Genomic DNA, 21,431 nt, shown 5'->3' on the forward strand with positions numbered 1-21,431 from the left:
AAAACAACAGCATAAAATGATTCGATTATTCCTAAAAACAGCGCTGAGAAATTTGAAGCGCAGTCCCTTAAACACAACAATAAATATTTTGGGATTAGCACTGGGGTTTACTGTTGCCCTGATAAGTACATTATGGGTACTGAAACAATTTTCTTTTGATAAGCATTACAGCAATTATCAACATATTTATCAGGTCATGATGACTGGAACTTTCAATGATGAGAAATCTACTGATCGCTCCACCCCTATTCCCTTGGTCAAAACGATCGCGTCTGATTTCAAAAATGAAATGCAAGATGCAGCACTGATCACGAATATGGAAAGCAACAATCTTAAGGTAGGTGATAAGAAGCTTAATGCACCAGGGTTTTATGCTATGGGAAAATTTGCCGAATTATTTTCTCTCGAATCTGTACAAGGAAATAGTACCACACCGAGCAATCCATCGACCATCATAATTTCAGAATCCTTAGCAAAACGACTGTTTGATAAGGTAGATATCATCGGAAAAACACTTCAATTGAATGGTAAAGAACAGTATACTGTTCAAGGTGTTTATAAAGATATTCCTGAAAACAACACTTTTTATGGCTTAGATTATGTATTGCCGTTTGTCGATTATCTTGCTAAAGACCAAGGTATTGAAGAAAGCTGGTCCAGCTGCTATTTCAGCACTTTCGCCAAGATCGACAATGATGCCTTTGTTCCCGCTTTGGAAAATAAACTAACAAATATCATCAACAAAAAACTGACGGATATAAAACCTGAAATCCTGTTACATCCGATGTCCAAATGGCATTTATATGATTCGTTCAAGAATGGAAAGAACGTAGGCGGACAGATTCAATATGTATGGATGTTTGTTTGGATAAGCGTATTCATCATTTTATTGGCCAGTATCAATTTTATTAACCTGAGTACGGCTAGAAGCTTAAAAAGAGGAAAAGAAATCGGGGTTTTAAAATCTGTTGGCGTCAACCGCCGGCAGCTTATTGCAGGCTTTCTTGTTGAGTCAATCCTCGCTGTAGCCTGCGCATTTTTGTTAGCTGTTCTATTCGCTACATTGCTTTTGCCTTGGGTCAAAACGATTACACATACGACACTGCATATCCCTTTTACCGATATTCGTTTCTATGGCTACTCCCTAATAGGAATAGGCGTTATAGGTCTTTTAGCAGGTATGTACCCCGCGTTATTTCTATCGGCTTTTAATCCTATTCTTGCACTTAAAGGTAAAATTAACAGCCGAAAAGGCGGATCAAGAAGTAGAAAGGCAATGGTCATCGTGCAATTTGCTATTTCTATTTTCCTAATGATATCTACTTATCTGGTGATTCAGCAACTGCATTTCACCAAGGATCGTCCAATAGGTTATAAAAGTTCAAATTTGATAAACATTACTTCATCCAATTCAACTATCGTCAAAAACTTTGATGTACTTCGAAAAGAGTTGATCGGTCAGCGCCTTGTCGCTGATGCCGCCCTTTCTTCCAACTTTGTGAACCACCTATCCTTAACAGGTGGTGGTTTTAATTGGCAAGGTAATGATTCCAAAGACGGTGCGATCATGGGGATCTTCACCGTAGATGAAAACTTTGCTAATACTGTACAGTGGAATTTTATAAAAGGACGCAATTTTTCAAAAGATTTCAAAACAGATTCAACTGCTGTTATTCTGAACGAAGCGGCGGCCAAATTTATGGGAGTTACCGACCTAAACAGCAAACAGCTTTCACGTGCCGGTATCAATTACCACATCTTGGGTATTATTCAAAATACGCTTTCCGAATCTCCTTTCAAATCCATTACACCGACGGCTTATTTTCTAAAATTTTTACCAAAGAATAAGATAACGCTTCAACTGGATGAAAATCAAGATCTCAAACAAAACCTAAAAGCGATTTCCACAGCGTTCAATCGCATAGATCCTGATCTCATTTTTGATTATACATTTACGGATCAGGAATATGCCAAAGAGTTTCAACAGATGGAAATGATCAAGAGCTTAACCAGTTTATTTACAGGGTTGGCCATACTCATTTCATGTCTCGGTCTCTACGCACTGGTTTCCTTTCTTACGGAGCAACGAGAAAAAGAAATCGGCATTCGTAAAGTATTGGGTGCATCAGAACTTGGCTTGTGGCGACTACTTTCCACAGAATACATTTGGCTCACAGGCATTGGCTTTTTACTCGCAGCCCCTTTAGCCTATCTCCTCATGGAATCATGGCTCGAAGACTATGTCTACCGCATATCAATTACATGGACGGTCTTTGCTATCACAGGCTTAACCGCGCTAATCATCACCTTATTAACCGTTAGTTACCAAGCGATTAAAGCAACATTGGCAAATCCTGTAAAAACCTTAAGAAGCGAATAATACCAATTTGTTCGGGGACGGACACTATACTGTCCGTTTCCGAACATTTAAAACCGCCACAAAAACACACCAAAAACCTAAAAATCAATACATTATATTTATGGCAAACGAATTGAACTACTTGGCTTTGCTATTTTTCGAATAACGGAGCCTTCTACTAAAGCGAGCTAAGTGACAAGAATGTAGCCTAATTAACAGTCTAAATGCTCATAACCATGTTAAAGAACTATTTTAAAATTGCTTGGCGGAATATCAGAAAAAACAAAGGATTTTCTCTTTTAAACATGTTTGGCCTCAGTATCGGAATAACATGTTTTCTATTGTTGGCAGCGTACATATATCATGAATCCAGTTATGAGCGTTTCCTTCCCAATGCGGACCGTCTAGCTTATATTAGCCTCACCTATAAAGCACCCAATAGCACGGAAGAAGTAAATTCTGCAGTAACACCAACAGGCTTAGCTCCTGCTTTACAAGCTGAATTTCCGGATGTAGAACAGGCAACCAGATTCTACAGCTATTCCAAAGGCGGTAAAATAGAATCCAAAGAGGCACTAATAACTGAAAAAGGCCTACTTTATGCTGACCAAAATGTTTTTAAAACTTTAGGTTTTACCTTTCTCGAAGGTGATTCACGATCAGCCTTGGCGGAACCAAATCAGATTGTCTTAACAAAAAAACTCGCAGCGAAATATTTCCCCAATCAGTCGGCCATCGGTCAGACACTATCCATTGACAAAGTCAACTGGAAAATCACAGGTATCATCGCAGACTTGCCCACAAATACACAGTTGAACTTCTCTGCACTCCTTTCCAACAAAGGATTAGAACGCTACAAAGAAATGGCTTGGTCATCTGCAAATGATATAACCATAGCGCTCCTAAAAAACAAAGATCAGTTCGGTTCAATCCAACAGAAATTGGACCAAATGACAAAATCAAAATTCGCCGAAGCAACAAAACAAGGCTATCAATTTCGATTTGTCCTAGAAAAGCTGACCGATATCCATCTCCACTCCAAAGCAGCAGGCACAGGAAACATTACTTATATCTATATTTTAATGGCGTTAGGTGCTGCGCTTATTATTTTAACCTGCATCAATTTTACAAATTTGGTATTAGCACATGCGCTTGAACGCAAGAAAGAAATCGGTGTCAAGAAAGTTTTGGGTGCAGCAAAGAAAACGATATTCTTTCAGTTCTTTTTTGAATGTAGTCTCATGGTTTTTCTAGCTGTTGGTTTTAGCCTTCTGACTACGGTACTCTTGTTACCCGTATTCAGTTCATTTATGGGTACCGAAATGAGATTAACCGTATGGACAGACCCTCGGTTTTATACGATTTTACTTGTTTTCATAGCCTTGTTGACGCTGCTGTCAGGTGGCTGGCCTGCCTATTCAATCGCTAGCTCAAAACCTATTTCCATTTTTAAGCGAAAACTAACTGAAAAACGACATGGTATATCATTGAGCAAGGTACTCGTTACTTTTCAATTCAGTATCTCTATATTTTTTATTATCTGCACCTTATTTGCGAGTAGACAGATGGATTTTATCCAGTCTAAAAACACAGGATTGGATCGCTCTGATATGTTGGTCATTGATGGCCGAGGATGGCAAAATAAAGAAAGGCAGCTATTAAAAGAAAAGTTAATGCAGCTCAATAATGTCCAGGGCGTTACCGCTTCGTATGACAATCCCGTCAATATTCAAGGTGGCTACAGCGTCAGTGAAGTAGAAGGCCAACCCAATGATTTTGATATGGATGTCACTGCAATTCCGATTGAAAAAGATTTCGTATCCGTTTTTCATATTCCATCCGTTGCCGGCGCACCGCTGTCAGATGCGGACATTTTGCGCGCGCAAGACACTATTTCACCAGAATATGGGTTTGTAGTGAATACACTTGCTGCATCCGCCATGGGTTTTACTCCCGAACAGGCTATTGGAAAGAAAATCAACTTGAACGGACGTAAGGGCAGCATCAAACAAGTTGTTGCTAGTTTTAACTTTGCATCATTACACAACGAAGTCAAACCAATTGTACTTTTTCCTGAATATAATTATTTCGGCAATATTTTCATTCGGCTCAATCCGACATCGCCGGTAAAAGATGTTCTTGCGCAGATAAAAGCTGTTATAAAAGATATTGATTCAAAAAACAGTTTTGAATATCACTTTCTCAATGATGATTATAACAAGTTATATCTCAAAGATCAGCAAACAACACGGGTTATGCAGTTATTTTCCATCATTACAATTGCTATCGCCTGTATGGGACTATTTGCATTATCAGCTTATGCCGTGCAACAACGCTTCAAAGAGATCGGTATTCGTAAAGTATTAGGTGCTTCAACGATCAAGATTGTCAACATATTGAGTGTTGACTTTATGGCCCTGGTCCTGTGTGCCGTATTGATCAGTTTACCCTTGGGCTGGTATGCTATGCACCGCTGGGTAGAAAATTTTGCTTACCACATCACGCTAGACTGGTGGGTATTTATTGTGGCGGCGATAAGTGCATTATTGGTATCATTTATCACCATTAGTTTTCAAACCATAAAAGCTGCGATTCTGAACCCGGTTGATAGTTTAAGAGACGAGTAATTGTTTTAGTAGCTATTAAAAATAAAGACACCTGATAAATAACAAGCTGGACCTTTAAAATTCAAGTTTTTTCTATTTATCGATACCTAATACGACAGATATGCTTAAAAATTACATCAAAATAGCATGGCGGAACCTGATGAAAAACAAATCCTTCTCCTTGATTAACATCATCGGATTGGCGATCGGTATGGCCGGAGCATTACTTATAGCACTTTGGTTGCAGAACATGTTAACCATGGACCGCTTTCATGAGAAGGGTGATCGCCTGCACGTATTGAGTAATCGTGACGAATTTCAAGGCGAAAAATCAGCCTGGGCCTATACGCCTAAAATATTAGCGCCCTCATTGGCTGCAGATTTTCCAGATATCGAAGCTTTTACCAGATATAATGAGGGACCGCAATTTTTAACAACTTTCAATGAAAAGAAACTGATAGCAAATACTGTTTTCATCGATCCTGGTTTTTTCAAAATGTTTTCTTTGCCTTTTGTGAAAGGAGAACAGAATGTGAGATTTGATCATCCCAAAGGTCTTGTTCTCACGGAAAGTTACGCAAAAGCGCTGTTTGGAAATGAAGATCCCATTGGAAAATCAGTTCGGATAGACTCAGTTAATCAAGTCACCGTACAAGCTATACTTAAAGATCTTCCGAGTAATTCAAGTTTCAAATTTGACATCCTCCTCCCATTTGAATATGCAAAAATAATTGGTTACGTAGACGATAACTGGAGCAATAATTCAATAACTACCTATATCCTGTTAAAAGAAGGTGCTTCAGTCAACGCATTTAACGACAAAATCAGAACCTATCTGAGAGATCATATCAATACGAGTAATAAAGCTGCCGGTTATACTTCTGCAAGAAATACGGGTGAGATTTTTGCCTTCCCCTATCCAGATTCTTTCCTTTACAATAGCGGAAAAGGAGGAAATTATACTTCCGGACGTATCGATATCGTCAAGCTATTTGCTTGGATTGGTGTATTTATTTTATTGGTGGCAAGCATCAATTTTATGAATTTGAGTACGGCACGTTCCGAACGCCGCGCAAAAGAAGTCGGTGTCCGCAAAGTAATTGGAGCTAATAAGACAAGCCTAATGGCGCAGTTCCTGGTTGAAAGCATATTGATTAGCCTGATCGGCATGGTACTCGCGACTATACTTGTTTTTATTGTCCTGCCATTTTTTAACGAGCTTGTCGGAAAACAGCTTAGCTTATCGTTATTAAACTTACCAACCTGGCTTTTTTTAATTGGTTTTGCCTTATTTACGGGTGTGTTAGCGGGTACCTACCCGGCCTTTTTCCTTTCTTCATTTCAGCCTATCAAGACCTTGAAAGGGAAATTTGTTTCTAAAACAAGAGGCCTTAGTATTCGCTCGCTCTTAGTCGTCATTCAGTTTAGTCTCGCTATTATATTGATTATCGCAACAGTCATTGTCGCGAAACAAATCCAATATACCAAGCAGCGCGACCGGGGTTATAATGAAAATGGACTACTTTATAGCAGTATCCAAGGTGATCTTGAGAAGAATTACAAAATTCTTAGAAATGAATTGTTAGCCAGCAACGCAGTTGTTTCTGTTTCGAAAAACATGTCGCCGGTAACTGATTTCTATAGCAATGGCTGGGGATTTACCTCCGGGACACCAACGGAACAGGACAAACGCATTTCCTATAACCGTTTTAGTACCGATGCCGATGCTGTAAAGAACCTTGGTTTGACATTGATCCAAGGCCGCGACATCGATATCTATAAATTTGCAACGGACAGTACAGCCGTAATTTTAAATGAGTCTGCCGTTAAAAGTCTCCATCTAAAGAGCCCTATAAACAGCATTGTGGATGGCGATGGAACAAAATGGACCGTAGTTGGAGTGGTCAAAGATTTCATTATTGGATCGCCATTTGGAGACAATAAACCTATGGTGATATTAGGACCGCAAGCCTGGTTTACAACGATCCATTATCGTCTAAATCCAAACAATAATATCGCAGACAACTTAAAAACGATTGAATCAATCTTTAAAAAGTTCAACCCAGATTATCCTTTTGAATATCAATTCATTGACAAGACCTACGAAGAAAAATTTAAAGAGACAAAAGCTATAGGTACACTGGCCATGATCTTTGCAGGATTGACGATCTTTATTTCCTGTCTGGGTTTACTGGCATTAATCGCCTATATGGCTGAAACGCGCATGAAAGAAATTGCTGTCCGCAAAGTTCTTGGAGCAAGTGTCACCCAAGTAACCTCTTTACTATCAATCGATTTTATTAAGCTTGTTGTGGTCGCAATTTTTATCGCCACACCTATCGCTTGGTGGGCCATGGATAAATGGTTACAAGATTACAGTTATCGAATTGAGATACAGTGGTATTATTTTGTCATTGCTGGACTATTAGCTATTCTGATTAGTATGGCCACGATAAGCTATCAAGCAATTAAAGCTGCATTAGGTAATCCTGTTAACAGTTTACGCGATGAGTAGCCCAAAGTTTAACAACATTGTTTCCTATAGTTTTAGACCATAAAGAAAGGCATGAATTCATTCAAACTTACTTTTCGCATCCTCATTAGCAACCGACAATATACCTGGATCAATATCTTAGGGTTAAGTATTGGCTTTTCCTTGTGTCTTCTCGTATTCGCTCTTGTCATTGAAGAAAATTCATATGACAAAAGCTGGAAAAATGCGGATCATCTCTTTCGGATTGTCACTATAGATTCAACGGCTGGCCTTGAACGCCAAATGTCCCGAACATTCGTTAATTTAAGTACGGAACTCAAACAAGTATTTCCGGAGATTCAAAATGAGGCTCGGATAGAATCCAGAAAATATTATTTAAAACCGCATGCAGGCTCAGCACAGCCCATAGGCATACAGGTTTTGGAGTCGGAAATAAACATCTTGGATATGTTGAGCATCAAGGTTCTCGAAGGCAATCCCAAACAGCTGGTCCAAGGAAAAACAAACTTGCTCATCGGCAAAGAATTCAAAGAAAAGTACTTTAAGAACGAAAATGTCATCGGCAAAGTCATCCAAAGTGCCGACCCCTATACCGATCAGCCATCCGATTATATCATTACGGGTGTTATGGATAATCTTCCTTATAATTCAACGCTCAGAGCTTCCGCCATTGCTTTAGTCCCCAAAATATCGATGGAATTAAGCAAAGATGGCTCAGGCTACTACACCGAACAATTTGTACAGCTAAAACCCGGGACACCAAGAATAGATCTTGAGCAGAAACTAAATCATTGGTATAAAGGATACCTCAGTCCTAACACAAAACAGGTGACTTCCTTTCGCTTGCAGCCTATTCAGGATATATATATGGAGCCATTAGGCAGTGCTGATATCAGCGGCAACCAAAAAACAACAAACATATTTGTAGGTGTTGCCGTTTTGGTCTTTATTATTTCCTGTATCAATTTTATTAATATTTACGCCGTAAGAACAGTTAAAAAATTAAGAGCATTTCATATACATAAGGTATTGGGGGCCAGCCGAGCCCAAATGATCAGACGAATGCTATTGGAAACAATCCTACTGTTTTTTATTTCTGCATTATGTAGTTTGGTACTCTTTAGACTTGGATTGTCCCAACTGGAACACTTTATAGGCTATGATCTCGCTTATATTAAATCCATACAACTCCCGTTGCTATTGGCATTTATCACGACTGCAATTGCCCTCGGCCTGCTAATTGGTTTTTATCCAGCATGGCTGATCTCCGGTATTAAGAGTTCAGATGCCTTAAAAAATAAGCTATCAAAAATTCCCAATGCAGAAGTCTTTATCAAAAAAATGCTTATCACAACACAGTTTAGCATTGCCATTATCGTCATCATTGGCCTTATAACAATCAAGTCCCAACTCAGCTATATGCAAGCAGCTCCCTTGGGAATGGAAGTCAAAAATGTGCTTAACATCGATTATTTCAACAAGGGTACACAGAATACAAATATAAAAGATCGAATTGGTCAACTTACCGGGGTTGAATCGGTCAGCGTCGCTGCCTGGACGCCGACAATCGGGTCAGGCTACCTCGCCAAGACAATCGTTGACAAGGACGATCCAGGGAAAAATATCCAAGTCAGTTTCATCGGTGGCGATGTCGATTTGTCCAAGACTTTGGGAATCCAGTTGGTTAAGGGTCGATTATTGACTGCTGAAGATTATACGCATGTTGAAATGGATTTGGGAGAAGACGAAGGTATCAATAATGCCCTTGTGACCGAAAGTACGGCAAAAAAGCTTGGGATAGAAAAACTCGGTATCCTGTATAAAGACCTTCAAATTATCCCCGTCGGAATCATTAAAGATTTCCATAGTGAGTCTTTTCGTAGCAAAATAGTACCAACAGTGATTTTGGCAAAAGATTTTAACGGAAGCGGCAATATTCTGATAAAAGTAGGGAAAGGACAAGAACAACAAATCTTTCGATCGGTATCTCAAATTATACAAAATACCTATCCAGATAAACACGTTTCCTTCCATTGGATAGATGAATTGATTGCAAAACAATATGAAAAAGAGAGCAAGCAAGTGCAATTATTTATCCTATTCAGTGCATTGACATTGTTGATTTCTGCCTTAGGAATCACAGGATTGATTATGCAAAATCTCGAACAACGTACCAAAGAAATTGGCATACGCAAAGTCCTAGGCGCAACAGTGCTCGACATATCACGTCTCTTTTCAAAAGATTATCTCATCTTAACGACCTTGGCTATTTTTATTGCTAGTCCAATAGCGGGGTATTTTTCAAAAAAATGGCTCGAAGATTATGCGTACAATGTGAGCGTACAATGGTGGTTCTTTATCCTTGCCGCGCTTGCCATCTTTTTAATCAGCATCATTACTGTCAATTTCCAAACAATACGTGCCGCACTAAACAATCCAGTAGATAGCTTACGAAACGAGTAAATATTCATTTATAGTAATAAAGGGGCCTCAATATGATCAAGAATAATTTAAAAATAGCATGGAGAAATTTAACCCGCAATTTCTCCACTTCGTTTATCAACATCGTTGGATTGGCCATGGGAATTGCAACCTGCCTTTTGATCAGCTTATATGTGACCGATGAATTTAGTTTTGATCGTTACAACGAGCATGCAGACCGTATTGTACGTGTTGTTTTCAGAGGAACTGTCAAGGGCGGAACGATCAATGAGGCACATGTGATGCCACCTGTAGCTTCGACAATGAAGTCAGAGCTGCCCGAAGTTGAAGAAACTGCACGACTAAGAATCGGTGGATCCCCTCTATTTGTCGTCAATAATAAAGTGTTTCACGAAGAAAAAATGGCTTTCGTGGATGCTTCTTTCTTCAGAATTTTCACGCTCCCTTTTATCAAAGGGAATTTGTCTACAGCTATTTCTTCCCCAAATTCTGCAGTGATATCCGAATCCACCGCCTTAAAATACTTCGGCACAAACGATGTTGTCGGTCGAGACCTCATCATCAAAGATAGTCCAAATATCCTCAAAATCACTGGAGTAATCAAAGATGTCCCTAAAAACTCTCATTTTCATTTTGATGTATTTACCTCTTTGGATGCACTGGAAGATTCACGATCAGATTCGTGGATGACTTCCGAATATTATACTTATGCGCTGCTTTCGAAGAATGCTTCACGTGAAAAGCTCGAAAAAAACTTAGCCACTCTATTCGACAAACATGTTGCTACACAATTTATAGCAGGTTTTGGCATGAGTTACCAAGAATACAAGAAAACGGGAAATAAGATCGGTCTTTACCTACAGCCGCTCACAGATATCCATCTATATTCGAATTTCAACTACGACCTCAGCGCTCCGGGGGATATACGTTATGTTTATATTTTTAGTGCTATTGCACTCTTTATGCTATTGATTGCCACAATTAATTTCATGAATCTATCTACAGCCAGTGGGTTTAGACGGTGTAAAGAAGTAGGAGTACGAAAAGTATTGGGTGCCGACAAACAAAACCTGATGCGACAATTTATGCTGGAGGGCGTCCTCCTGACTTATATTTCCTTGGGAATAGCTTTGGGAATTGTTTTACTTGCCCTTCCTCTATTTAATCAGATTTCAGGCAAAGAGATTGAAATTCAAAAACTTGAAGCTTTTAAAATTATCCCCTTCCTACTGACTTTTGGTTTAGTCGTCGGTCTATTTTCCAGCAGCTATCCCGCGTTATATCTATCCTCATTTAATCCGCTCCGTGTATTAAAAGGGAAAATAAGTCGTTCGACTAAAGGCCTTAATTTACGCAGTGGGCTTGTTGTATTTCAATTCATCATTTCCGTCGGACTTATCTTTGGAACCGTGGTGGTTGTTCAGCAGCTGGATTATATGCGTCATATTAAACTTGGATATAACAAGGATAATGTCCTTATTATACAGAGCTGGCCTTTGGGGAAAAACGAAAAGACATATTATAATTTATTGATGCAAGATAGTAGAATCAAGCATGTCTCTCATTCGTCCTATCTCCCCGCCGGAGAAAGTAACAACAACAATTTTTTCATCTATCCAGATGGCAATACTGATCAATGGGTCAAAACGATTCGTTACGATATAGATGAAGAATATATTCCGGTTATGGGTATGCAGCTTAAAGAAGGACGAAATTTCGCAAAAACATTTGGTAATGACAGCCTTTCTGTCATCATCAATGAAACTGCAGCAAAAGATCTAGGTTGGAACGATCATAGCCTTGGCAAAATATTGACCAATAAAGACAACAAAAGCTATCGTGTTATTGGTGTCGTTAAGGATTTCCATTTTCGCTCTTTACATGAGCAGATCTCTCCGCTTGTGATGGTTCTTAGCGATCAAGCCGGGAGTTTGATTCTCAAAACCCAAACAGCCGATATGGAGAAGCTCATTCAAAAATTAGCGTCTCTCTATCGTTCCTTTCCAACAGACATTCCATTCAGCTATTCCTTTTTGGATGACCGATACGCACAAACCTACCAAGCAGAAGTGAAAACAGGTAAATTACTGAGCATCTTTGCGGGACTGACTATTTTTGTGGCCTGCCTTGGTTTATTCGGCTTGGCTATTTTCACCGCCAATCAACGCAGAAAAGAAATAGGGATCCGGAAAGTTGTTGGAGCTACAGTTCCCGACATCACACGCATGCTTTCCACTGAGTTCGTCAAACTCGTTCTAATTGCCATTATCGTTTCTTCTCCCCTAGCTTGGTGGATGATGCACAAATGGTTAGAGAATTTTGCGTACCGTATTGAGATGCAATGGTGGATGTTTGTGCTAGCAGGAGCGCTAGCCGTTTTTATTGCTTTAATTACTGTAAGTTCACAAGCGATACGAGCGGCTCTAACAAAGCCTGTTGACAGTCTACGTGATGAATAAAAATAAACTTGTCTGTTCAGCTGTGGACAAAGCACTGTCCGATATCGAACAGCAAGTAAAAGAATCAGGAAGGCAATACGTTAATGATCAACAGGATAATTACTTGGCTAAACATTTGTATTTTTAATTTTATAAGTGGAGCATACAAGCTATCAGCAGCTCCACGACCGGAATAAATTCTTAGTATAAGACAATGAACTTTACAAACTTCAAAATTGCTTGGCGAAATATCGGAAAGAAAAAAGTGCAAAATCTGATCAATCTAATTGGATTGACCTGCGGTATTACTTTTCTACTACTTGTAGGCGCCTATGTATGGGATGTACATCAAGTGAATAGCAATATCAAAAATATTGATCGGCAATTTTTGTTGCAAAGCAAGTATAAAAAAGAAGGATTTGGTATTAACTTAACCACACTAGGGTCGCTCCCCAAAGCCTTACATGAGGAGTATCCCAATCTGGTCTCTAATTATTATCGGATTGATGGATTAACAGGTATCGTAGCAAACGGTGCGACAATCCATGAGGAAGGGATGTCTCTCGGAGATCCTAGTCTATTGACAATGTTTGGATTCCATATTTTAGCGGGCAATGCAAATACGGCTTTGAATAATCCCTTTTCAGTTGTCATCAGTGACAAAGCCGCCATAAAATATTTCGGACATGTGGATGTACTTGGAAAATCGCTACAAATAAAAAATTTCAAGGGTGAAAAACACGATTTTGAAATTACAGCAATCATCAAATCCGATGTCCAAAATGCCATTATGGATCTCACAAAAAATATGCATGCCGACATATTTTTACCGATCATCAACGAGCAATTCTTTGGCCGATCTATCGACAATTGGAATAACCCTTATATTGCGGGTTATATTGAATTGAAACCAGGTGTAAGCTTGGAACGAGTAGATGCCGCCATCGAAACGCTGGTAAGAAAAAATACCGATAAAGAATTTTCCAGTCAATATAGCCCCAATCTAAAACCATTGAAAACTTATTATTTGGATGACAATCAAGGGGCTGTCCGTAAAATGATACAGACGTTGATTTGGACTGCCATTTTTATCTTGATCATGGCTATCATCAATTTCATCAATTTTAGTATCGCTCAGCACATTACCCGATTAAAGGAAATCGGTGTTCGCAAGATGATGGGATCATCTCGAGTGCAGCTTATTAGACAACTGATGACCGAATATATCCTGATCGTGGCCATAGCAACATTAATCAGTCTGCCAATCTATATCGTCACAAGTCCAATTTTCGAACATATCCTGATGCGCAAGCTGCCTACGTTGATGGAATTGCCGATTTATTTTTTTGGTCTATTGGGTATAATGACGTTATTAATTGGTTTACTGGCGGGTCTATATCCAGCAATTAAGCTTTCCAATATAGCGGTACTTCCTGCAGTTAAAAATCAGTTTTCGACGTTGGGAGGCAAACAGCTGGTACGAAAAATTCTTTTGTTTTTTCAATTTGGGGTAGCCTTGCTCCTGCTGGCCTGCACACTAATTATTTCCAAACAAGTGGACCTATTTCTCCATAGCAATCTAGGTTACAACAAGGACTACTTATTAACCGTTCAAGTACCTAGAGATTGGTCCGAAAATGGTGTTCGCAAAATGGAGACTTTACAACATGAACTCAGCCAGCAACCAGAAGTAAAATCTGTAAGCTTATCTTATGAAACACCTGGATTACTGGGATTCAATATGCAATCTGCATTCGGTACGATTGAAAACAAAGAAATCCAGGTACAACGGATTACAAGTGATAGTCACTTTTTGGGAACCTATGAGATACCGCTAATTGCCGGAACTTTTCTTCCTAAAAACTATGCTACTCATGCGGATAATAGACCAGTTGTCATCAACAGGAAAGCTATGGATGATTTTGGCTTTAAAAATGCCGAGCAGGCTATTGGTCAGCAAATAGCAATCAATGATCCTAGTTACAAAATGACTATTGTGGGCGTTGCTGAAAATTTTGTAGCCAACACACTTCATCAGGCATCCCCGCCTATTATCTGGATAGATGTACATGAGAGCCTTCAATACCGATACCTCAGTATTCGCTTACAAAAAGGCTCTCTTTCCAATGCAGTACAACAACTAGAAAAAAAATGGAAAACGTTGCTACCTGATGCACCGTTCGAGTATCAGTTTATGGATGAACGTATCAAAAGTTTATATGAAACTGAGTTGCAGCTGCATCGCGCTTCCCAGATTGCTACGGTTGTTTCACTACTGATCGTGGCATTGGGACTTACCGGATTAATATCGCTTTCCATCCATCTGCGCAATAAAGAAGTTGGCATTCGTAAAGTACTTGGGGCTTCACTAGCACATTTGATGTTGCTCTTTTCAAAAGAGTACTACGGAATCTTCCTATTTGCTGCATTTACGACAGTTCCACTGAGCTATCTATTGATGCAATACTGGCTACAAAATTACATTATCCGAGTAGAAATCAATGCATTTACCTACTTGTTACCATTGGGGACGTTGATTGGTTTGCTGAGTTTATTGGTTGGCATTATTGTATTTCGATCAACTCGGTTTAATCCAGTTGAAAAATTAAGAGATGAATAAGAAAAATAAGCCGTAGGGTGTGCGAAAATTATTATCAAGCTGAATTGGGTGTAGTAGTTTATAATTGGTTCCCTACGGCTCAGTATCTTTATACTCTTCCAGTAGCTATTCGTTGCGAACAGCTACTGGAAGAGTAACTCCTTATTCCTTTAACCACCATAGCTTTTCGATAGATAAACAAATCCATATTTTGATTCTTTCCGAATAAGTTTAAGCTCATCAGACCGATTGAGCAAATCTTCAAGTATCTTCATCAGGTTTTTAGGTTGGATATATTTGTCAAGCTTTTCACAACAGCGTTTATGTATTTCGGAAGGGCTTCTATCTACACTAAAATATCCTTCATTTATTTCCGCAGTTATCAAATTATTAATTTTTTCGACAGTTAACTTTGTAGCGTCTTCATAAGGATCAATATCATGACGAGCATCTATCAACTTGAACTCTATTATCCGTTGCCCCTCTTCAACATCCAGTCGGCTTAACAAATAAACAACACGATCATTGAGCGTTGTCACTTCGAGTTCGTAAGTATGTTTCTGTAAGTTTATGTCCATACCTGGCAGCATTATGGAATTCGTACTACTCACATTCAACACACGACAAAATATATAGTAATCAATAGCAAGAATCGTTTTAATTTTGAAAGACTCAATCTTGCTCATAAAATCCAATGGTTTCCCCATTAAAAAAGAAACTTCTTGTGGAGATAGACCGAGTGAGACACGCTGCAAAAGCATACTATAAAATATTAAGATTTCTATTTCATCACATTTTCTCTTACAAAGCTTAGTTAAGTGTTGGTTACTTTTCTTTTTCATAATATGCTCAATTTATTTGTATAGTTATTCAATACAAAAGAATAGAAAATATTCTAAAAATAAAAACATATGTATAAATAAAAATAACATTTTGTATATTTATCTATACAAAACAAGAGCATACTAAATCATAACTATGACAAAACTAGGTGAATTTTTAGAGAAGAAATCCGTTAATAAATCGCGAATTGCACGCAAAACAGGTTTAAGTAAGGCGAGAATCAATGAGTTAACGATGACCGAAACGGCTAAATTGCGTTTGGATGAAATGTACCTGATCGCATTGGCTATTGATACTGATCCAGCTAAAATGATGTTCGAACTATGTGATCATCTCCAGCTGAAAGATATTGAAGATTAAGCAATTCTCTATTTAACGCCAGCGCCTAGAACGTCTGTGCGATACTGAACGCCAAACTGTTCGATATCGTACAGACTGGCGTTTCAAATTTAAACCAACAAACTAGTTATCAACATATTAACAAAATGGCAACGCAATTGATTTCAGCTTAAACGTCTGTTTTGATTATAACTACCAGTCATTCAGGCGCTAAAAAAATTCTGCTATGATAGGAAATAATCTCAAAATAGCTTGGCGGAATATGGCAAAAAACAAGCTATATTCATTCATCAAGATTGGTGGCTTTGCCTTTAGTATTGCGATCTGTATTCTTATTGTTTTATATATAAAACATGAGACAAGCTATAATAAGTTTTATCCGGCTATGGATAGAATTTACCGCTTGGTTGTTCAGTTACCTATTGAGAATAAAACCGAGCGCTGGGTTTCACTTTCTGCACCGGTAGCGCCAACCCTAAAAGCAGAAATACCGTCCATTGAGCAAACGGGGCGCATCCTACCCAATCCGTTATTCGGTGCGGGCAGCAACCAATTGTCATTAAATAACAGCCCTGATAGCCATTACGATGATGGATTTATCTATGTCGACCAGTCCATTCTCGACATGTTTCCTATGCCAATGGTTTCGGGCCAGCTGTCCCATGCACTCGACAAGCCCAACACATTGGTTATCACCAGAAGCAAAGCCGAAAAATACTTTAAAAATGATCCAATTGGACAAACGATCTATCTCAACAACAATAAATCTAAGGCGTATACCATCACCGGGGTCATTGAAGATATGCCCAACAATTCGACCCTTGCCGGTTATAGTTTTTTTATGTCGCTCGCTGGAGAACCTTTTTATCAAGGCGAACAGACTGCTTGGCTCAATAACAATTATACCGTTTATGTCAAATTAAAACCCAACGTAAATGTTGCACTGGCAGAAAAAGAAATTTCAAAGAATTACTTAGAGATACATTATCTCCCTGAATATCTAAAATCAGGACGTAAACTTAATCCGCTTTTCAAGCAGGCAAAAATAACTTTACAGAATGCACTCGACATGCATTTAAAATCTGCGGATATAAGCGACGATAAAGTTAGTACATTGAACAGAGGGGATATTCGCATGGTTTGGACCTTCGCAACAATAGCTTTATTTATTTTGTTCATTGCCTGTATTAACTTCATCAACTTATCGACAGCAAATGCAGCAACGAGAGCAAAAGAAATTGGTATCCGTAAGACTATTGGCTCCTCCAGGAAGCTGCTTGTTGGACAATTTCTTGTTGAAGCAATTTGTTATAGTGTATTGTCACTGATTATTGGGCTCTTTCTTAGCTGGCTACTACTACCCGTATTCAACCATCTAGCCAACAAATCCTTAACCATTCCTTGGATAGCAGCGTACTTCTTTCCTTCTCTTTTGGTGGCTATATTGGTGATCGGTGGCCTTGCCGGGATCTATCCAGCACTGTATCTATCCAAATTTAAACCAATCACCGCACTGAAAAACAATGTCATTGGCGCTAAATCTTCGCTCTTTAGGAATAGTTTGGTTGTCTTTCAATTCGCAACCTCAATTATCCTTATCGTTGGAGCATTGGTGACCAATAAACAGATAAACTACATATTGGACAAAGATCTGGGATTTGACAAGGAACAAGTCGTTGTGCTTCGCGGTATTGGAACATTATCGAAACAGCTTCCAAGTTTAAAAAATGAACTAAAGAGCCTCCCCAATGTTGCTTCAGTTTCCATGGGTGATTTTCTTCCAGTCCCCATCGATGGTGCCAAACGAAATGGCAATCCGTTCTGGGTCGATGGCAGAAAAGATCTTGATATGGCTACACAGGGCCAATTTTGGGAAATCGATCAGGATTACCTGAGCACATTCGGTCTTCATTTAAATAAAGGACGAAATTTTGATCCTACCAGAGCCACCGATAGCAGTTCGGCTATTATCAATCAAAAATTGGCCGACGAACTTCACTTAAAGAATCCCATTGGAGCAAAAATCACCAATGGCAATACATGGACGGTCATTGGCGTAGTAGATGATTTTATTTTTGAGTCGCTAAAGGATAAGGGGTACGCAGGGCTTTGTATGACATTACAAGGCAATCCTTCCCTTCTCTCTATTAAGGTAAAACCGCAACATCTCAAAGAGACGCTCGCTGATATCACAGGAGTATGGGACAAATTTGCCCCAAATCAACAAATTAACTACAGCTTTTTGGACGAAGGTTTTGAGGCCCTTTATCAAGACGTGGAACGGACCAAGAATATATTCACTTGTTTTGCTCTTGTTGCCATTTTTGTTGCTGCACTCGGGCTTTTCGGTCTCGCAACTTATGTGACACAACAACGGACCAAAGAAATTGGCGTACGTAAGGTACTTGGAGCCAATGCGATTAGATTACTCCGATTATTGTCTGGAGATTTTATAAAATTGGTGTTTGTAGCCTTGGTCATTGCCACACCAGTTGCGTGGTGGGCAATGAACCAATGGCTTACAGATTTTAACTATCGAATCGAAATAAATTGGCTATACTTCATTCTTGCGGGAATGAGTGCCATTTTAATTGCTTTAGGCACAATCAGCTATCAGACATGGAAAGCCATTCGCACCAATCCTGTGGATAGCCTGCGTGATGAATAAATACAAAACCGTAAAAGACTTTTATTATGATAGGAAATAATTTAAAGATCGCTTGGCGAAATATGGTCAACAATAAGCTTTACTCGATCATCAAGATCGGCGGGTTCGCTTTTAGCATTGCCATTTGCATTCTTATTATGCTGTACATTCGACATGAAACGAGTTATGATAAAATGTATCCCAACATGGACCGTGTTTTCCGTCTTATCGTTTCAGCACCCGATGGAGATAAAGTAAGGCAAACCTTTTCCTTTCCTGCCCCAGCAGCTAAAACCTTGCAAGAGGAAATCCCAAGTGTTGAGTTAGCCGGTCGCATTTTACCCAATACCTTATTTGGTGCCGGAAGCAATTTGTTTACTGTAAATGGCCGTGCGGAGAACTACCTTGATAAAGGTTTTGTTTATATTGATCAGTCCATTTTGGAAATATTTCCGCTTCCGGTCGTACAAGGACAGTTATCACATGCGCTGGACAAACCCAATGCGATAGTCATTACCAAAAGTAGGGCTCAGAAATATTTCAAAGGAAATGCAGTAGGACAAACCATCTATTTGAACAATAATAAAAATGTTTTATACAACATAACGGCTGTGATCGATGATGTTCCAAACAATTCCAGTCTTTATGGTTATGATTATTTTATATCCCTAGCAGGGGAACCATTTTATCCGGGTGAACAAAACAATTGGGGCGCGACAAATTACATTACCTATGTAAAACTGAAGGAGAATACAGATATTGCCAACGCACAGCGTAGCATTTCAAAAAACTATATTCAGGACCATTATATTTTGCTCAACAAAAAAAATGGAATGAAAATATCACCCGAAATGATGCAATCAACCGTATTGATTCAAAACGCGCTTGATATGCACCTGCACTCGAAGAATATTTCGGAATATGGAATGGCGACACAATATCAAGGCGACATTAAGATGGTCTGGATATTTGCGGGCATTGCATTTTTTATATTATTGATTGCCTGTATAAACTTCATCAACCTATCAACGGCGAATGCAGCAACGCGAGCCAAAGAAATCGGGATTCGAAAAACCATTGGATCAAATCGACGGACACTGATTATCCAATTTATGACCGAAGCGATATGTTACAGTCTTATTTCACTCCTTATAGGGTTATTATTAGCCTTCCTGTTATTACCGCTATTTAACAATCTAGCCAACAAAGCGCTGTTTATACCGTGGACAGTGTGGTACTTTGTTCCTTCGCTGATTTTGAGCATATTGTTCATCGGTATCCTTGCTGGCTTATACCCAGCGTTCTATTTATCAGGATTTCAACCTATCAACGCATTAAAAAGTAAATCGGTTGCTAATCCTAAATCTTCGTTGCTACGTAATGGACTGGTTATTTTCCAGTTTGCAACATCTATTATACTGATCATCAGTGCACTCATTGCAAATCAGCAAATCAGTTTTATGCTTAATAAAGACATTGGCTTTGATAAAGATCAGGTCATTGTACTTCGTGGTGTAACAGGTATTGCCTCTCGGGCAAAAGAATTAAAAAATGAATTGAAAGCCATTCCAACAGTTCGTGATGTCTCCATCGGCGACTACTTACCGGTTCAATTGGATGGTGCAAAAAGAAATGGGAATCTTTTTTGGGCCAAAGGAAAAGAAGATCTTGAATTGGGAGAAGGTGGGCAATTCTGGAATATCGACGAAAGCTACCTCACTACATTTGGACTAAAACTTATAGCAGGCCGAAACTTTGATCCACATATCACTTCGGATAGTACTGGCGCTATTGTTAACAAAAGAATGCTTGCTGATCTAGGCATCAAGGGAAATCCGATTGGGGCACAAATTACTAATGGCATGACGTGGACCATTATCGGCGTCGTCGACGATTTTATCTTTGAATCGATGAAAGATGAGGGCTACTATCCCGTTTGTATGACACTAGCCAATAGTCCTTCCATGTTTTCGATCAAGACCAAGTCAACCGATATGGCTAAAACTTTGGATGAGATAAATATGGTATGGAATAAATTTGCGCCTGATCAAAAAATCAATTACAGCTTTTTGGATGAGGGCTTTGCTTCCCTTTATCAAGATGTCCAACGGACGAAAAATATCTTCAGCTGCTTTGCTTTTGTAGCCATCTTTGTTGCAGCTCTGGGACTTTTCGGACTGGCAACCTATGTGACCCAGCAACGTACCAAGGAAATCGGTGTCCGTAAGGTTCTCGGCGCGAGTTCCATCCGATTACTCCGACTACTTTCGGGAGACTTTATAAAATTGGTGTTTGTAGCCTTGGTCATTGCCACACCTGTTGCGTGGTGGGCAATGAATCAATGGTTGAGAGATTTCAACTATCGAATAGAAATCAATTGGTTCTACTTTATTCTAGCGGGTCTCAGTGCAATCCTGGTTGCATTTGGAACCATTAGTTATCAAACTTGGAAAGTCGTCCGTGCCAATCCAGTCGATAGTTTAAGGGATGAATAAAGTCAGAAGATCTTAAAAATTGGTGTTTGTTGCCTTGGTAATTGCCTTGCCTGTTGCGTGGTGGGCAATGAACCAATGGCTCAGGGGGCGTGGATGTTCGATTCTGGACGTAAACTGTTCGAAATCGAACATCCAAAAACAAAACAAAAACACGATAAGTGATTTATAA

General features: G+C 39.2%; 11 protein-coding genes. 10 read left to right on the top strand and 1 reads right to left on the bottom strand.

Annotation, left to right across the window (positions count from 1 at the left end):
* Window positions 1-16 precede the first annotated feature (16 nt).
* The 7 genes from HS960_RS16315 to HS960_RS16340 all read left to right on the top strand — a co-directional run bounded on the left by HS960_RS16315 (window position 17) and on the right by HS960_RS16340 (window position 14,959).
* The gene (locus tag HS960_RS16315) at window positions 17-2,380 is read left to right on the top strand and encodes an FtsX-like permease family protein (RefSeq protein ID WP_153847192.1); all 2,364 of its coding nucleotides are present in this window, start codon (window positions 17-19) and stop codon (window positions 2,378-2,380) included.
* 215 nt (window positions 2,381-2,595) lie between these two features.
* Window positions 2,596-4,986, top strand: coding sequence for an ABC transporter permease (locus HS960_RS16320; protein ID WP_182330063.1), 2,391 nt, complete (start codon window positions 2,596-2,598; stop codon window positions 4,984-4,986).
* Between the two features lie 100 nt (window positions 4,987-5,086).
* On the top strand, window positions 5,087-7,480 hold the full coding sequence (locus tag HS960_RS16325; protein ID WP_153847194.1) for an ABC transporter permease: 2,394 nt from the start codon (window positions 5,087-5,089) through the stop codon (window positions 7,478-7,480).
* Between the two features lie 51 nt (window positions 7,481-7,531).
* Complete coding sequence (locus HS960_RS16330) at window positions 7,532-9,922, top strand: ABC transporter permease (RefSeq protein ID WP_182330065.1); 2,391 nt, start codon at window positions 7,532-7,534, stop codon at window positions 9,920-9,922.
* Window positions 9,923-9,954: 32 nt separating this feature from the next.
* A complete protein-coding gene (locus tag HS960_RS16335; protein ID WP_182330067.1) occupies window positions 9,955-12,360 on the top strand; it encodes an ABC transporter permease in 2,406 nt (801 codons plus the stop codon).
* A complete protein-coding gene (locus HS960_RS27030; RefSeq protein WP_259255529.1) occupies window positions 12,353-12,487 on the top strand; it encodes a hypothetical protein in 135 nt (44 codons plus the stop codon). The genes HS960_RS16335 and HS960_RS27030 overlap by 8 nt, the downstream gene beginning before the upstream one ends.
* A 66-nt stretch (window positions 12,488-12,553) precedes the next feature.
* Entirely contained in the window at window positions 12,554-14,959 is a 2,406-nt protein-coding gene (locus HS960_RS16340) for an ABC transporter permease (protein ID WP_182330069.1), read from the top strand.
* A 149-nt stretch (window positions 14,960-15,108) separates the two neighbouring features.
* On the opposite strand, the gene HS960_RS16345 is transcribed toward HS960_RS16340, so the two are convergent.
* Window positions 15,109-15,780 (bottom strand): hypothetical protein, encoded by a 672-nt coding sequence (locus tag HS960_RS16345; RefSeq protein WP_153847198.1) that lies wholly within the window; start codon window positions 15,778-15,780, stop codon window positions 15,109-15,111.
* Between the two features lie 136 nt (window positions 15,781-15,916).
* Here HS960_RS16345 and HS960_RS16350 point away from each other — a divergent pair, with 136 nt between their 5' ends.
* The 3 genes from HS960_RS16350 to HS960_RS16360 all read left to right on the top strand — a co-directional run bounded on the left by HS960_RS16350 (window position 15,917) and on the right by HS960_RS16360 (window position 21,262).
* The gene (locus tag HS960_RS16350) at window positions 15,917-16,141 is read left to right on the top strand and encodes a helix-turn-helix domain-containing protein (RefSeq protein ID WP_153847199.1); all 225 of its coding nucleotides are present in this window, start codon (window positions 15,917-15,919) and stop codon (window positions 16,139-16,141) included.
* 205 nt (window positions 16,142-16,346) lie between these two features.
* The gene (locus HS960_RS16355) at window positions 16,347-18,788 is read left to right on the top strand and encodes an ABC transporter permease (protein WP_182330071.1); all 2,442 of its coding nucleotides are present in this window, start codon (window positions 16,347-16,349) and stop codon (window positions 18,786-18,788) included.
* A 26-nt stretch (window positions 18,789-18,814) separates the two neighbouring features.
* Entirely contained in the window at window positions 18,815-21,262 is a 2,448-nt protein-coding gene (locus HS960_RS16360; protein WP_153847201.1) for an FtsX-like permease family protein, read from the top strand.
* The last annotated feature ends 169 nt before the right edge of the window (window positions 21,263-21,431 follow it).

The sequence above is a fragment of the Sphingobacterium paramultivorum genome, assembly GCF_014109745.1.
Taxonomy (GTDB): Bacteria; Bacteroidota; Bacteroidia; order Sphingobacteriales; family Sphingobacteriaceae; genus Sphingobacterium; species Sphingobacterium paramultivorum.

Coding starts and splice junctions, on each gene's coding strand:
- HS960_RS16340 (WP_182330069.1), top strand. CDS start 12,554: ATGAACTTTACAAACTTCAAAATTGCTTGGCGAAATATCGGAAAGAAA.
- HS960_RS16330 (WP_182330065.1), top strand. CDS start 7,532: ATGAATTCATTCAAACTTACTTTTCGCATCCTCATTAGCAACCGACAA.
- HS960_RS16360 (WP_153847201.1), top strand. CDS start 18,815: ATGATAGGAAATAATTTAAAGATCGCTTGGCGAAATATGGTCAACAAT.
- HS960_RS16335 (WP_182330067.1), top strand. CDS start 9,955: ATGATCAAGAATAATTTAAAAATAGCATGGAGAAATTTAACCCGCAAT.
- HS960_RS16355 (WP_182330071.1), top strand. CDS start 16,347: ATGATAGGAAATAATCTCAAAATAGCTTGGCGGAATATGGCAAAAAAC.
- HS960_RS16315 (WP_153847192.1), top strand. CDS start 17: ATGATTCGATTATTCCTAAAAACAGCGCTGAGAAATTTGAAGCGCAGT.
- HS960_RS16325 (WP_153847194.1), top strand. CDS start 5,087: ATGCTTAAAAATTACATCAAAATAGCATGGCGGAACCTGATGAAAAAC.
- HS960_RS16320 (WP_182330063.1), top strand. CDS start 2,596: ATGTTAAAGAACTATTTTAAAATTGCTTGGCGGAATATCAGAAAAAAC.
- HS960_RS16345 (WP_153847198.1), bottom strand. CDS start 15,780: ATGAAAAAGAAAAGTAACCAACACTTAACTAAGCTTTGTAAGAGAAAA.
- HS960_RS27030 (WP_259255529.1), top strand. CDS start 12,353: ATGAATAAAAATAAACTTGTCTGTTCAGCTGTGGACAAAGCACTGTCC.
- HS960_RS16350 (WP_153847199.1), top strand. CDS start 15,917: ATGACAAAACTAGGTGAATTTTTAGAGAAGAAATCCGTTAATAAATCG.